Origin of the sequence: Jiangella aurantiaca (assembly GCF_004349105.1) — a bacterium.
In the GTDB taxonomy this organism is placed as follows: Bacteria; Actinomycetota; Actinomycetes; order Jiangellales; family Jiangellaceae; genus Jiangella; species Jiangella aurantiaca.
Genome location: NZ_SMLB01000061.1, coordinates 21,386 through 34,913, shown reverse-complemented (window position 1 = coordinate 34,913; position 13,528 = coordinate 21,386). Strand labels below are relative to the sequence as shown.

Below are 13,528 nucleotides of genomic sequence, written 5' to 3'. Positions count from 1 at the left end.
GATCGACCCCGCCCTGCACCGCCGGCTGGGCGCCGACCTGTTCAACGACACCTGGCGGCTGATGGAACTGGAGGACCGCTCGCCCGACGACGACGTGCTGATGATCCACCAGGCGCACGCCTCGGCGTACCACTGGCTGCAGGTCGGCACGCCGCAGAACGTCGCCCGCAGCCACTGGCTGTGCTCGCGGGTCTACTGCGTCGTCGGCCGGGCCGAGCCCGCGCTGTTCCACGCCCGGCTGGTGTTGTCGACCTGCCAGGAGAACGGCATCGGCGACTGGGACCTGGCTTTCGCCTACGAGGCGCTGGCCCGCGCCTACGCCGTCGCCGGCGACCACGACGAGGCGCGCCGGCACGCCGAGCAGGCGCGGCTGGCCAGCGGCGACATCACCACGGACGAGGACCGCGAGTGGCTGCTCAGCGACCTGGAGACCATCCCGTCCGCCGGGTGAGGCGTCACACCCGGCGGACGACGCGCAGCAGGTACTCGTCGCGGTGGAGCGGGTCGTGGTCGGTGCGCGGGCGGTCCGGTGGCGGGCCGGCGACCGGCGCGTAGCGGTCGAACCGGGTCTCCAGGACGCCCTCGCCGCGGGTCAGCGCCGGCAGCTGCTGCTGCAGCTCGTGCGCGTGCGCCGCGGGGAGGTCGCCGGCGAGCAGATAGCCGGACGCCGTCGGTGCCGGGGTCCCCGGCACACCCCGCAGGCGCGCCAACGCCGGGAGTACCTGGCCGAGGCAGTCGGCGGGCAGCTCCAGCTCGAACCGGTGGATCGGCTCGTGCACCCGGGTACCGGCCCGCCGCAGCGCCGTCATGAGCACCAGCGGCGTGAGCAGCCGGAAGTCTCCGGCGGTGCTGGACATGCTCTTGTCGAACGTGGCATGCGCGTGGCTCTGCCGTGGCCAGTACTGCGACCGCGTCAGCGTCACCCGGCAGTCCGGCACGTCCCAGCCGTGCAGCCCCTCCCGCAGCGTCTCGCGGACGGTCTCGTCGATCGCCCGCAGGAACGCCGGCGGCAGCGACCCCAGCTCAATGGCCAGCTCGAACGTGACGCCTTCGCGTTCGGCGGCCGGTTCGACCCGCAGCCCGACGCCGGCGAGGAACGGGTTGCCGTCCTGCTTGATCAGCTCGACCGCCTCCCCGCTCCCGGTGACCCGCTCGACGCAGATGGTGGTGGACTTTCGGAAGTCGACGTCGATGCCGTACTCGGCCGCGAGGGTCGCCTGGACGACCTCCTTCTGCACCTCGCCATAGAGCGACACCGACACCTCCTGACGGAGGTCGTCCTGGCGCAGGTCGATCAGCGGATCCTGCTCGGCCAGCTGGGCCAGCGCCTCGTGCAGCGCGCCCCGGTCCCGGGCCCGCCGCGGCACGACGACGGTCTCCAGGGTCGGCGGGGCGAAGTGGTGCTCCGCCCCGCCGCCGGTCGGCTCGCCCAGCGAGTCGCCGATGCGAACACCGGTCAGCCCCCAGACCTTGGCGATCCACCCGGCCGTCACCTCTGCGCGCGGCCGGGCGCCGCCGCCGTCGAACACGCTGAGCGCGGTGACCTTGCCGGCCGCAAGCCGGTCGCGCGTGCGCAGCGTGCCGGTGACCATCCGGACGTAGGCGATCTTCTCCCCCGCCGGCCCGCGCTCGACCTTGAAGACGGTGCCGGCGGGCGGCCCCGCGGCGTCGCCGTCCGGCTCGGGCGTCGACGGCAGCAGCCGCACGATGCCCGCCGTCAGCTCGTCGACGCCCGCGCCGGTGATGGCCGAGCCGGCGAAAACCGGGTGCACGTCCGCCCGCCGCGACTGCAGGGCCAGCGACCGCAGCAGCCGCCGGTGCGACAGGCCCGCCGGGTCGTCGACGAAGTCCGCGAGCAACGCGTCGTCGCCGTCGGCCAGCACGTCCACGAGCCGGGCGCCGAACCCGTCGTCGTCGGCGGTGAACGGGCGGAACGCGGCGTCCTTGGTGCCCTGGCGCTCGGCTGCGCCGAGCGGGACGATCCGCGGAGTCAGCCGGGTGGCCAACTGCTCGAGGACGGCATCCAGGTCGGCGCCGGCACGGTCGAGCTTGTTGACGAAGACCAGGGTCGGGATGCGCAGCCGCCGCAGCGTCCGCATCAGCACGCGCGTCTGCGCCTGCACGCCCTCCACCGCCGACACGACCAGCACGGCGCCGTCGAGCACGTTGAGCACCCGCTCCACCTCCGCGATGAAGTCGGGGTGGCCGGGCGTGTCGATGAGGTTCACGGCCGTGTCGCCGACGGTGAACGCGACGACGGCGGACCTGATGGTGATGCCGCGCTGCCGTTCCAGCGCGAGCGAGTCGGTCTGTGTACTCCCGGCGTCGACGCTGCCGACCTCGTCGATGACCCCGGCGACGTACAACAGCCGCTCGGTCAGACTGGTTTTACCGGCGTCGACATGCGCGAGGATTCCCAGGTTGAGCGTACGCAATGAGCTTCGAGTCCTCTGCTCGGACGAATGGTGTCGCTGGGGTGGACCCGAACGCTCGGCGCATGACGCTCTCCCTTCTCGCTGGTGGTCGGGCTCAGTCGAGCACGCGCGCTGGGATGTGAGCAATTGATTTTCGGCGTCTCCTTTGGTCGAACCGACCTTGTCGGTGGGTGTCGGTAGGGTGGTGTGCATGTTCGAAGAAGCGCTGCTGACTGCTCCGTCGCCGGGTGTCGACCCGGTGACGGGGCAGCTGGTGGCGTGGCATCCGCGGCTCGGTGACTGGATGCCGGTGGACCCGTTCGACCCGGTCGCGGAGATCGATCCGGTGCTGCTGCGGGAGCTGTGCACCGCCGAACCCGCCCCCACCATCACCGGCTTCGACCAGGTGCCGGCCGGGCCGGAGCTGGCCGCTCTGCTCGCGGCCTCCGACCCGTCGAGGGCGGACGCCTCTGATCTGGTGGAGGCGATCGGTGGGTGGGCGCGGCTGGCGGCGTGGGTCGCCGCCGGCGAGGCGGCCGCGTCGGCGGAGCTGGCGTCGCGGCCGGAGATGCGCCCCGATGAGACCGGGTACCGCTCAGTCAACGCGGTCACCAACACCGCGGTGGAGATCGCCGCACGCTGTCAGCTCACGACCCGGCAGGCGGAGAACCAGGTCGGGCACGGCGTGCAACTGGTGGAGGACTTCCCCGACACCCACACCGCGTTGGCGGCCGGGGTCATCGATCTGCGGCGCGCGCGCGTGATCACCGACGAGCTCGGCGGCCAGGACCCCGATGTGCGGGTGCGGGTGGAGGCGGCGGTCCTGCCGGAGGCGCCGTACCTGGACTCGGTCGCGCTGCGGAAGCTGATCAAGCAGTTGCTGCACGAGCAGGCGCCGGTGGAGACCGCCGACCGCAACCGCGCCGCCAGGGAGCGCCGCTACGTGTGCGTGACGCCCGCGTCGGACGGGATGGCGCACCTGGAGGCGCTGCTGCCGGCTGAGGACGCCACCGCGCTGGACACCGCCTTGAACGCCGCCGCCGCGGACGCCAAACGCGCCGACGCCGCCGCCGGCCGCCCGGCCCGCACCAGAGACCAACGCCGCGCCGACGCCCTCGCCGACCTGGGCTGGGCCTTCCTCACCGGCTGCGCCGACGGCGCCACCGGCGGCACCACCACGGGCGAGGCTCCCGCCACCGGCCGACCCGCGCGGCGGCCGATCAGCGTGCACGTCACCGTCCCATTCGCCACCCTCGCCGGGCTGAGCGACGAACCCGGCGAGCTGGAGGGCTACGGACCCATCCCCGCCCACGTCGCCCGCACCCTCGCCACCGAAGGCATCTGGAGCTGGCTCCGCACCGACGGCACCGGACAACTCCTTGACCTCGGCCGCACCCGCTACCGGCCCACCACGGCGCTGGCCGAGTTCATCACCGCCCGGGACCGGACCTGCAAGGCGCCGGGCTGCCACCGACCCGCCCGCAGCTGCGACCTCGACCACATCGTTCCGTTCACCGCCGGCGGGTCGACGTCACCAGACAACCTGCACACCCTCTGCACCACCCACCACCTGCTCAAACACCACGGCCACTGGACCGTCCAACGAGCACCCGACGGCACCACCCGCTGGACCAGCCCCACCGGCCACCACTACGAGAGACCACCCGAGTCGTGTCACGGTTCGAGGTGGGACAGTGTTCCGGACACCGGGTGACCGCATCCGGGCCTACGGTGCTGGCATGCACCAGCGACTCGACGGGCGACGACTGAACCGGGCGACGCTCGCACGGCAGCACCTGCTCGGCCGCGTGGACGGCGCCGAGCGGCGGCCGCTGGACGTCGTCCGGGACGTCGTGGGGCTGCAGGGCCAGGACCCGGACCCGCCGTACCTCATGCTGTGGAACCGCATCGAGGGCTTCACCGTCGAGCAGCTGACGGCGCTGCAGCTGGACCGCAGCGTCGTCCGGGCGACGCTGTTCCGCGGCACGCTGCACCTCGTCGCCACCGACGACTACCTGTGGCTGCGGCCGATGCTGCAGCCGATGCTCGAACGCTGGCAGCGCGGTGCCTGGGGCAAGACGCTCGAGGGCGTCGACGTGGACGAGCTGGCCAAGGCCGCGGCCGATCTGCTCGACGACGGCCGGCTCACCCGGCCACGGCTCAGCCGGGCCCTCGCCGCACGCTGGCCGGAGTACAGCCCGACGGCGCTGGCTCGGTCCGTGCAGGGGCTGCTGCCGGTCGTTCACCCGCCGCCGGACGGACTGTGGCACCGCCACGGCCCGGCGCACGTCGCACTGGCGCACACCTGGCTCGGCCGGCCGCTGTCCCCCGGCGTCCCGCCGAGCACGCTGGTCCGCCGCTACCTGGCCGCGTTCGGGCCGGCCACCGTCAAGGACGTCCAGGCTTGGAGCGGGCTGACCCGGCTGCGCGAGGTCGTCGAGGCGATGCGTCCGTACCTGGTGACGTTCACCGGCGAGCACGGCGAGGAGCTGTTCGACGTCCCCGACGCGCCCCGGCCCGACCCGGAGACGCCGGCGCCGGCGCGGCTGCTCGCCCCGCTGGACAACGTCGTGCTCGCCTACGCCGACCGCAGCCGCCTCGTCGGCCCCGACGCGGCGGCCCGCGTCGGCTGGGAGGCGGCGGTACTGATCGACGGCGAGGTCGGCGGCTTCTGGACGATGTCGCAGGACGACGACGCCGCCACGCTCACCGCCGACCTGCTCCGGTCGCTCACCGGCGACCAGGAGGCCGAGCTGGAGGCCGAGGCCGCCGGGTTGCTGGCGTTCGCGGCACCGGAGGCCGGACGGCGCGACGTTCGGCTGCGGATCCCCGCCGGCCGGGCCTGACGGTCGACAGGCCTAGCCCAGCAGCGCCCGCTCCCGCACCACGTCGCGCGCCTGCTTGTCGTGCCGCAGCCCCTTGTAGGCGGGGTGGCGCAGCGTGCCGATGGCGGTCCACTCGGCGAAGGCGACCTCGCAGACCAGCTCCGGCCGGACGAACACGCAGCCGCGCTTGTCGGGCTGCGCGCCCACGAACGGGCTCGCCTCCGCCACCAGGGGCGAGAGCAGACCGGACAGCCGGTGCCGTTCGGCCAGCGTCAGCCCGGTGCCGACCCGGCCGGCGTACCGCAGCTCGCCACCCTCGTCGTAGACGCCGACCGCCAGCGCACCGAGCGTCCCGGTCAGCCCGCCCTCGCCAGGCAGCCAGCCGCCGATCACGACCTCCTGGCGGTTGACGTTCTTCACCTTGAGCCAGTCGCGGCCGCGCTTGCCGGGCAGGTACCGGCTGCCCAGCCGCTTGGCGATGACGCCCTCCAGCCGCTGCGCCTTGGTGGCCGCCAGCATCGCCGAGCCGTTGCCGGGCACGTACGCCGGCACCTGCCAGCCCGGGCCGCCGGCCGGCAGCAGCGCGTCCAGCTCGGCCCGCCGCTCCTCGTATGGGGCGTTCAGAAGCGACCGGCCATCCAGATACAGCAGGTCGAACAGCACGTACACCGCGGGCGCGCCGGCCACCAGCGGATCGGCCATCCCGCTGACCTCGACGTTCATTCGAGACTGGAGCTTCTCGAAGCTGGGCCGCCCGTCGTCGTCGAACGCGACCACCTCGCCGTCGAGTACGGCGTTGCGGCCGTCCAGCGCGGCTGCGACGCCGTGCACGTCCGGGTAGACCCGGGTGACGTCGCGCAGCGTGCGGCTGGACAGCCGGATCGCGCCGTCCTGGACGTAGGCGATGGTCCGGACACCGTCCCACTTCACCTCGAAGCCCCAGGCGTCGTCGTCAGGCGGCAGCACCGCCGACGGCGAGGCCATCATCGGGGTGATGGTGTCCGGCCGCGGCATCATGACCGGGAGCGCTTCTCTCGGATCTTCATCGACAGCTCCATCGGCGTGCCCTCGAAGCCGAAGTCCTCGCGCAGCCGCCGCTCCACGAACCGCCGGTACGACGGCTCCAGGAACCCGGTGGTGAACAGCACGAACCGCGGCGGCCGGGTGTCGGCCTGGGTGGCGAACATGATCCGCGGCTGCTTGCCGCCGCGCACCGGGTGCGGGTGTGCCGCGACGAGCTGGCCGAGGAACGAGTTCAGCTTGCCGGTCGGGATGCGCTGCTCCCAGCCCTCCAGCGCGGTGTCCAGCGCCTTGACCAGACGGTCGACGTGCCAGCCGGTGCGCGCGGAGACGTTCACCCGCGGCGCCCACGTGACCCGGCCCAGCTGCCGGTCGATCTCGCGCTCCAGCACGTCGCGGCGCTCGTCGTCGAGGAGATCCCACTTGTTGAACGCCAGCACCAGCGCCCGGCCGGCGTCGACGACCATCGAGATGATCCGCAGGTCTTGCTCCGCCAGCGGCTCGCTGGCGTCGATGAGGACGACGGCGACCTCGGCCCGCTCCAGCGCCGCCGCCGTGCGCAGCGACGCGAAGTACTCCGCGCCGGACGCCTCGTGCACCCGGCGCCGGATGCCGGCGGTGTCGATGAACCGCCACTCGCGCCCGCCCAGCTCGACCATCTCGTCGATCGGGTCGACGGTGGTGCCGGCAACGGAGTCGACGACGACGCGGTCCTCGCCGGCCAGCTTGTTCAGCAGGCTGGACTTGCCGACGTTCGGCTTGCCGACCAGGGCGACCCGGCGCGGGCCGCCGCCGTCGACGTCGAACGACTCCGGCGGCGCCTCCGGCAGCGCGGCCACGACGGCGTCGAGCAGGTCGCCGCTCCCCCGGCCGTGCAGCGCCGACACCGCGTACGGCTCGCCCAGCGCGAGGTTCCACAGCGCGGCGGCGTCGGCCTCGCCGCTGGGGCCGTCGACCTTGTTGGCCACCAGGATCACCGGCTTGCCGGACCGGCGCAGCAGCTTCGCGACCGCCTCGTCGGTATCGGTGGCGCCGACCGTGGAGTCGACGACGAACATGACGACGTCGGCGGCGGCCACGCCGACCTCGGCCTGCGCCGTGATGCGCGCCGCCATGCCCTTGGCCTCGGGATCCCAGCCGCCGGTGTCGAGCAGGGTGAACGACCGCCCGGCCCACGCGGCGTCGTAGGCGACGCGGTCGCGGGTGACGCCCGGCACGTCCTCGACGACCGCCTCGCGACGCCCGAGAATGCGGTTGACCAGCGTCGACTTGCCGACGTTGGGCCGGCCGACGACGGCGACCGTCGGCGTGTAGACGTCGACGGACGCCACCTGCTCACTCACTTGTGCTCCTCGGTTCGGGACGCCACGGCCTCGCGATGCGCCACCAGGGCTTCGCGCAGCTGTTCGGTCGCCGCGTCGAGTGCCGAGCGAGTGCGCCCGCCGCCGGTCGGCAACGTGACCGGGCGGCCGAAGACGACCTCGACCCGGGACCGAAGGCCGGGCATCGAACCAAATGTACGTCCCCGGGACGCCGTTCCTGTAAAGACGACCGGAACGACCGGCGCGCCGGAGCGCAGCGCGAACCAGGCGAGCCCCGTCCGCAGCTCGGCGAAGTCGCCGGCGCCGCGGGTGCCCTCGGGGAACACGACAAGGATCCGGCCGTCGTCGAGGACGCCGATGCCTGACTTGACCATGCTGCGGCTGGGGTCGTCGCGGTCGAGCGGGATCTGCCCGACGCCGTGCAGCAACCAGCCGAGTGGGCCCTTGAACAGCTCCTTCTTCGCCAGCGTGTGCACCGGCCGAGGGCAGGTCCCCATGAGCAGCGGGGCATCGAGGAAGCCGGTGTGGTTGGGCGCCAGGATGACCGGGCCGGTGCGCGGCACGTTCGCGGCGCCCGTGATCGTGACGCGGTAGAGCAGCCGGGCCAGCGTGGCGGCGGCGTACTTGCCGAAGACCGCGCCCCTGGCGGTGGGCAAGCGGGACTCGGTCACGCCCGCACCCCCGAGCGGGCCTCCACCAGCTTCAGGACGGCGTCGACGGTCTCGTCGAGCGACAGCAGCGAGGAGTCGACGACGTCGACGCCGTCGGCGGCCTCGTGGAAGCTCGCGACGGTGGCGTCGTCGGCGTCGCGGCGGACCACCTGGTCGCGGGTGGCGTCGACGGCGGTCTCGTCGTCGGAGCCGTGCACCTCGAGCGCCCGGCGCGACAGCCGGACCCGCTCGTCGGCGGTCAGCAGCACCCGTACGGGAGCGTCCGGCGCGACGACGGTGGTGATGTCGCGGCCCTCGATGACGACGCCGCCCTCGCGCGCGACGGCCTGCTGCCGGGCCACCAGCTCCGCGCGGACGCCGAGGTTGGTGGCGATGGCGCTGACGGCGGCGGAGATGCGGCTGGTGCGGATGGCCGCCGCGATGTCGGTGCCGGCGACCGCCACCGTGGGCGCGGCCGGGTCCGTCCCGAGCTCCAGCGGCAGCTCGCGGGCCAGCTGCGCCACCCGCTCGGTGTCGGCGAGGTCGACGCCCTGCTCCAGTGCCCACCAGGTGACCGCCCGGTACATCGCGCCGGTGTCGAGGTAGCGCAGGCCGAGGGCGGCCGCCACGCGACGTGCGACCGTCGACTTCCCGGAACCGGACGGGCCGTCGATGGCGACGACGAGGTCTTGGGCGGAGACGTCAGCGGGAGTATCGGGCACGTCCAGAAGATTACCGGCCGGCGATGTCACCCGCGGATGGTCCAGCCGCGTTCGCGCAACGACGCCGCCAGCTCGTCCTCGGCGCCAGGGCGGACGTCCAGCTCGACCAGCCCGAGCGGCTGGCCGGCGGCGTGCTCGATGCGGACGTCCTCGACGTTGACACCGGCCGCGCCCGCGTCGGCGAACAGCGCGGCCAGCTGGCCGGGCTTGTCCTCGACAGCGACGATGACGGTGGCGAACTCGGTGTGCGCGGCGCCGTGCTTGCCGGGCAGCCGGGACCGGCCGTCGACCCCGCCGCGCAACAGCTCGCGCAGCACCGGCTGGCCGGCCACCGGCGTCTCCAGCGCCGCCATCAGCCGGTCGAGGTCGGTGCGCAGGCCCTCCAGCACCGGGCGGACGGCCGCCGCGTTCGCCGTCAGGATCTCCGTCCACAGTTCTGGGTCGCCGCTCGCGATGCGCGTGACGTCGGTGACGCCCGGCCCGGCCAGGCGCACCTCGTGGCCCGGCGCGCCGGCCAGCCGGCCGGCCATCAGCGCGGCGACGACGTGCGGCGTGTGCGACACCAGCGCGACGGCGGCGTCGTGCTCCGCCGCCGTCATGGTCATCGGGGTGGCGCCGACGAGCCGGGCGACCGCCAGGGCGCGGGTCACCGCCTGCTGGTGGGTGCCGTCGTCGGGGCAGATCACCCACGGGCGGCCCTCGAACAGGTCGGCCAGCGCGGCATTCGGCCCGCTGACCTCGCGGCCGGCCATCGGGTGGCTGCCGACGTACCGGCCGGGGTCGGCGACCCGCTCGCGCACCTGCATCGTCGGCAGCACCTTCACGCTGGCGACGTCGGTGGCGTACTCGGCCCGGCGGCTCTCCAGCACCTCGCCGATGACTTCCGCGACGGCCTCCGGCGGGACGGCGACGACGGCGAGCGCGGCCGGCTCCCCCGGGCCGTCCGGCTCCGGGCGCCCCGCGCCCAGCCGGACCGCCTCGGCGAGGATCTCCGGCTTCGCGTCGGCCAGCCGCACGTCGACGCCGGCTCGGGTCAGCGCCAGCCCGACGGACGTCCCGACCAGTCCGGTGCCGACGACGAGGACGGTGCGGCCCTCGAACGGGGCCATCACCGGTCCGCGAGGTCGTCGCGCAGCACCGTCGTGCCGTGCAGATAGATGTGCCGGATCTCCGACCGCGGTTTCGTGGTCTCGACGTGCGCCATCAGCCGCACCACCCGTGGCAGCGCCCCGGAGACGGCGATCTCCTGGGCGCACATCATCGGCACGTCGGTGATGCCCAGCTGGCGGACGGCCACGGCCGGGAACGCCGACCGCAGGTCCGGCGTGGCGGTGAGGAAGATGCTGATGACGTCGTCGGACGTCAGCTCGTTGCGGTCGAGCACCGTGGTCATCAGCTCGGCGGTCCGCTCCAGCAGATGCTCGGCCTCATCGGCGTCGAGCTGGGTGGCCCCCCGTATCGCGCGTACAGTCACAGGACAGCAAGGTACCCGCCGCCAGCCCGCAGGGTTGTCAGAGCCCCACGTCGTGGTACAGCGCGGCGATCTCGGCCTTCGTCAGCGCGCGGGTGTTGCCCGGCCGCAGGTCGCCCATCGCGACCGGGCCGACGTGGGTGCGGACCAGCCGTTTCACCGGGTGGCCGACGGCCTCGAGCAGCCGGCGGACGATGTGCTTGCGGCCCTCGTGCAGCACCACTTCGACCATGACCCGGGTGCCGGCCCGCCCGACGACCCGGAAGGAGTCGACCCGCACCGGGCCGTCCTCCAGCTCGATGCCGGCCCGCAGCTCGCGGCCGAGACCCGGCGCTACCGGCCCCGGCACCTCGGCGACGTAGGTCTTCAGCACTTCGTACGACGGGTGCGCCAGCCGGTGCGCCAGCTCGCCGTCGTTGGTGAGCAGGATGAGGCCCTCGGTGTCGGCGTCGAGCCGGCCGACGTGGAACAGCCGCTCGCGGCGGCCGCGGACGTAGCCGGTGAGGTCGGGCCGGCCCTCGGGGTCGTTCATCGTGCTGACGACGCCCACCGGCTTGTTCAGCGCGAGGTACACCAGGCCGGCCTCGGCGGTGGTGATGCGCGAGCCGTCGACCTTGATGACGGCGGTGGCGGGGTCGACCCGGGTGCCGAGCGTGCGCACGACCTCGCCGTCGACCTCGACCCGGCCGGCCGCGATCAGTTCCTCGCTGGCGCGGCGACTGGCCACCCCGGCCGCCGCGAGCACCTTCTGCAGGCGCACACCCTCGTCAGGCATTCTCGGTGTCACGGTCCTCGATGGCGTCGGCGTCGGGCAGGTACGGCGCCAGCGGCGGCAGCTCGTCGATCGAGGCCATGCCGAGGCGCTCCAGGAAGTATGACGTGGTGCGGTACAGGATCGCGCCAGACTCTGAATCAACTCCGGCGTCGGCGACCAATCCGCGGGCGATGAGAGTGCGCATGACGCCGTCGCAGTTGACCCCCCGGACGGCGGACACGCGCGCCCGGCTGACCGGCTGCCGGTAGGCGACGACGGCGAGCGTCTCGAGCGCGGCCTGGGTCAGTTTGGCCTGCTGGCCGTCGAGGACGAACCGTTCGACGACGGGCGCGCAGGAGGCGTGCGTGTAGAACCGCCAGCCGCCGCCGATCTCGCGCAGCTCGAAGCCGCGCCCGGGCCTGCCGTACTCGTCGCGCAGCTCCTCCAGGACGTCGGCGATCTCGCCGCGCGGCCGCTCCAGCACCTGGGCGAGCGTGACGACGTCGATCGGCTCGTCGACGACCAGGAGGATCGCCTCGACCGCCGCCCGCAGACTCGGCTCGTCGTCAGTCAGCGTCGGCTGCGTCAACGGTGCCCTCCTCATCGAACTCGTCGCCGACCGCGACGTCCTCGTCGTCGTCACCGGTCCATCGCACCGTCAGCTCACCCAGCGCGACGACCTGCTCGAACGCGACCGCTTTCTCGCGGTACAGCTCCAGCAACGACAGGAAGCGGGCGACGACGTGCAGCGTCGTCTGGCAGTCGGCGGTCAGCGTGCGGAACGTCAGGACGCGGGAGCGGCGCAGCCGGTCGACCACGACCAGCGCCTCCTCGCGGACGCTCACCCGCGGCTGGTGCAGGTGGGCCAGGCCGACCAGCGGCGGAGGCTTCGGGGTGAGCACCTTGGCCGCCAGCATGGCCAGCTCCTCCGGCCCCAGCCCGACGACGACCTCGGGCAGCAGCGAGGCGTACCGCTCCTCCAGGCCGACGGCGCGCGGGAAGCGCAGCGACTCGTCGGCCAGCCGGGCCGCCAGCACGCCGGCGACCTCCTTGTACGCCTTGTACTGCAGCAGCCGGGCGAACAGCAGGTCGCGCGCCTCGAGCAGAGCGAGGTCGTCCTCGTCCTCGACCTCGCCGCTGGGCAGCAGCCGGGCCGCCTTGAGGTCCAGCAATGTGGCGGCGACGACGAGGAACTCGCTGGTCTCGTCCAGGTCCCAGTCAGACGCCTTGATGTAGGCGATGAACTCGTCGGTGACCTGCGACAACGCCACCTCGGTGACGTCGAGCTTGTGCTTGGCGATGAGCGTGAGGAGCAGGTCGAACGGCCCCTCGAAGTTCTCGAGGTGCACCTCGAACTTCGAGCTCTCGTCCTGCTCCGGCTGCTCCGGCTCGATCAGCAGGGTGGTGGCGTCCGTCACGGGCGGGCCGGCTCCCAGCGGGCCAGGACCTCACGGGCCAGCTGACGGTAGGCGGAGGCGCCGCGCGAGGACGGCGCGAAGCTGGTGATCGGCAGGCCGGCAACGGTGGTCTCGGGGAACCGGACGGTGCGCCCGATGACGGTGTGGAACACCTTGTCGCCGAATGCCTCGACCAGCCGCGACAGCACTTCGCGGCCGTGCACCGTCCGGGAGTCGTACATGGTGGCCAGCAGCCCCTCGATCTCGAGCTGGGGGTTGAGGCGGTCGCGGACCTTCTCGATGGTCTCCTGCAGCAGGGCGACGCCGCGCAGCGCGAAGTACTCGCACTCCAGCGGCACGATGACGCCGTCGGCCGCGGTGAGAGCGTTGACCGTCAGCAGGCCGAGCGACGGCTGGCAGTCGATGAGCATGAGGTCGTAATCGGCGGCCAGCGGCTTCAGGATGCGGCCCAGGGCCTGCTCGCGGCCGACCTCGGTGACCAGCTGGATCTCCGCCGCGGAGAGGTCGATGTTGGCCGGCAGCAGGTCCATGCCCTCGATCGGCGTCTTCTGGATGATGTCGCCCGCCTGCAGCGACGGGTCCATCAGGACGTTGTAGATCGACAGCTCGAGGTCGTGCGCGTCGAGGCCGAGGCCCACGGACAGCGCGCCCTGCGGGTCGAAGTCGACCAGCAGCACCCGGCGGCCGTAGTCGGCCAGCGCCGCGCCGAGGTTGATCGTGGTGGTGGTCTTGCCGACGCCGCCCTTCTGGTTGCACATGGCGACGATGCGCGCCGGGCCGTGGTGGTCCAGCCGCTTGGGCTTCGGGAAGTCGACCGGGGGACGGCGCGTGGGTCCGAGATCGAGCTCAGGCTCGGTGTCGAACGGCAGCACGCCCGCGGCGTCCGGATTCGAGGGTGCCACGGCGTTCAGAGCTCCTCGATGGTCGTTTGA

At 73.1% G+C, this 13,528-nt stretch carries 14 protein-coding genes; 3 read left to right on the top strand and 11 right to left on the bottom strand.

The genetic code is table 11. The annotated features are described in order from the left end of the window. Positions 1-451 (top strand): hypothetical protein (locus E1262_RS30610; protein ID WP_162606106.1); only part of this gene is annotated, 451 nt, incomplete at its 5' end. 4 nt (positions 452-455) lie between these two features. Here the strand turns inward: E1262_RS30610 and E1262_RS27100 are convergent. Beyond that, a complete protein-coding gene (locus E1262_RS27100; RefSeq protein ID WP_203454519.1) occupies positions 456-2,435 on the bottom strand; it encodes an elongation factor G in 1,980 nt (659 codons plus the stop codon). Positions 2,436-2,625: 190 nt separating this feature from the next. On the opposite strand from E1262_RS27100, the gene E1262_RS27095 reads away from it, so the two are divergent. Beyond that, complete coding sequence (locus E1262_RS27095; protein ID WP_132107469.1) at positions 2,626-4,128, top strand: HNH endonuclease signature motif containing protein; 1,503 nt, start codon at positions 2,626-2,628, stop codon at positions 4,126-4,128. Between the two features lie 25 nt (positions 4,129-4,153). Next, positions 4,154-5,260 carry a winged helix DNA-binding domain-containing protein gene (locus E1262_RS27090; RefSeq protein ID WP_132107468.1) on the top strand — a complete coding sequence of 369 codons (1,107 nt, stop codon included), beginning with the start codon at positions 4,154-4,156 and terminating at the stop codon, positions 5,258-5,260. Positions 5,261-5,272: 12 nt separating this feature from the next. On the opposite strand, the gene ligD is transcribed toward E1262_RS27090, so the two are convergent. Genes ligD through E1262_RS27040 form a run of 10 tightly spaced genes read right to left on the bottom strand, consistent with a single transcriptional unit; the run spans position 5,273 to position 13,507 of the window. Next, positions 5,273-6,256: a non-homologous end-joining DNA ligase gene (ligD, locus tag E1262_RS27085; protein ID WP_132107467.1), complete on the bottom strand. Its 984-nt coding sequence runs from the start codon at positions 6,254-6,256 to the stop codon at positions 5,273-5,275. Further along, entirely contained in the window at positions 6,253-7,602 is a 1,350-nt protein-coding gene (gene der, locus E1262_RS27080; RefSeq protein WP_132107466.1) for a ribosome biogenesis GTPase Der, read from the bottom strand. Before der ends, ligD begins: the two co-directional genes overlap by 4 nt. Continuing rightward, complete coding sequence (locus E1262_RS27075) at positions 7,599-8,252, bottom strand: lysophospholipid acyltransferase family protein (RefSeq protein ID WP_132107465.1); 654 nt, start codon at positions 8,250-8,252, stop codon at positions 7,599-7,601. Before E1262_RS27075 ends, der begins: the two co-directional genes overlap by 4 nt. Beyond that, a complete protein-coding gene (cmk, locus tag E1262_RS27070; RefSeq protein WP_132107464.1) occupies positions 8,249-8,953 on the bottom strand; it encodes a (d)CMP kinase in 705 nt (234 codons plus the stop codon). The genes E1262_RS27075 and cmk overlap by 4 nt, the downstream gene beginning before the upstream one ends. 26 nt (positions 8,954-8,979) lie before the next feature. Beyond that, positions 8,980-10,062, bottom strand: a complete 1,083-nt coding sequence (locus E1262_RS27065; protein WP_132107463.1) for a prephenate dehydrogenase — start codon at positions 10,060-10,062, stop codon at positions 8,980-8,982. Continuing rightward, positions 10,062-10,427 carry a chorismate mutase gene (gene aroH / locus E1262_RS27060; protein WP_132107462.1) on the bottom strand — a complete coding sequence of 122 codons (366 nt, stop codon included), beginning with the start codon at positions 10,425-10,427 and terminating at the stop codon, positions 10,062-10,064. Before aroH ends, E1262_RS27065 begins: the two co-directional genes overlap by 1 nt. Before the next feature lie 37 nt (positions 10,428-10,464). Further along, complete coding sequence (locus tag E1262_RS27055) at positions 10,465-11,199, bottom strand: pseudouridine synthase (protein WP_132107461.1); 735 nt, start codon at positions 11,197-11,199, stop codon at positions 10,465-10,467. Then, positions 11,192-11,782, bottom strand: a complete 591-nt coding sequence (scpB, locus tag E1262_RS27050; RefSeq protein ID WP_132107460.1) for an SMC-Scp complex subunit ScpB — start codon at positions 11,780-11,782, stop codon at positions 11,192-11,194. Before scpB ends, E1262_RS27055 begins: the two co-directional genes overlap by 8 nt. Continuing rightward, on the bottom strand, positions 11,745-12,596 hold the full coding sequence (locus E1262_RS27045; protein ID WP_238993070.1) for a segregation and condensation protein A: 852 nt from the start codon (positions 12,594-12,596) through the stop codon (positions 11,745-11,747). Before E1262_RS27045 ends, scpB begins: the two co-directional genes overlap by 38 nt. Further along, complete coding sequence (locus tag E1262_RS27040) at positions 12,593-13,507, bottom strand: ParA family protein (protein WP_420810563.1); 915 nt, start codon at positions 13,505-13,507, stop codon at positions 12,593-12,595. The genes E1262_RS27045 and E1262_RS27040 overlap by 4 nt, the downstream gene beginning before the upstream one ends. Between the last annotated feature and the right edge of the window lie 21 nt (positions 13,508-13,528).

Coding starts and splice junctions, on each gene's coding strand:
- E1262_RS27090 (WP_132107468.1), top strand. CDS start 4,154: ATGCACCAGCGACTCGACGGGCGACGACTGAACCGGGCGACGCTCGCA.
- scpB (WP_132107460.1), bottom strand. CDS start 11,782: ATGAGGAGGGCACCGTTGACGCAGCCGACGCTGACTGACGACGAGCCG.
- E1262_RS27065 (WP_132107463.1), bottom strand. CDS start 10,062: ATGGCCCCGTTCGAGGGCCGCACCGTCCTCGTCGTCGGCACCGGACTG.
- ligD (WP_132107467.1), bottom strand. CDS start 6,256: ATGATGCCGCGGCCGGACACCATCACCCCGATGATGGCCTCGCCGTCG.
- E1262_RS27055 (WP_132107461.1), bottom strand. CDS start 11,199: ATGCCTGACGAGGGTGTGCGCCTGCAGAAGGTGCTCGCGGCGGCCGGG.
- E1262_RS27095 (WP_132107469.1), top strand. CDS start 2,626: ATGTTCGAAGAAGCGCTGCTGACTGCTCCGTCGCCGGGTGTCGACCCG.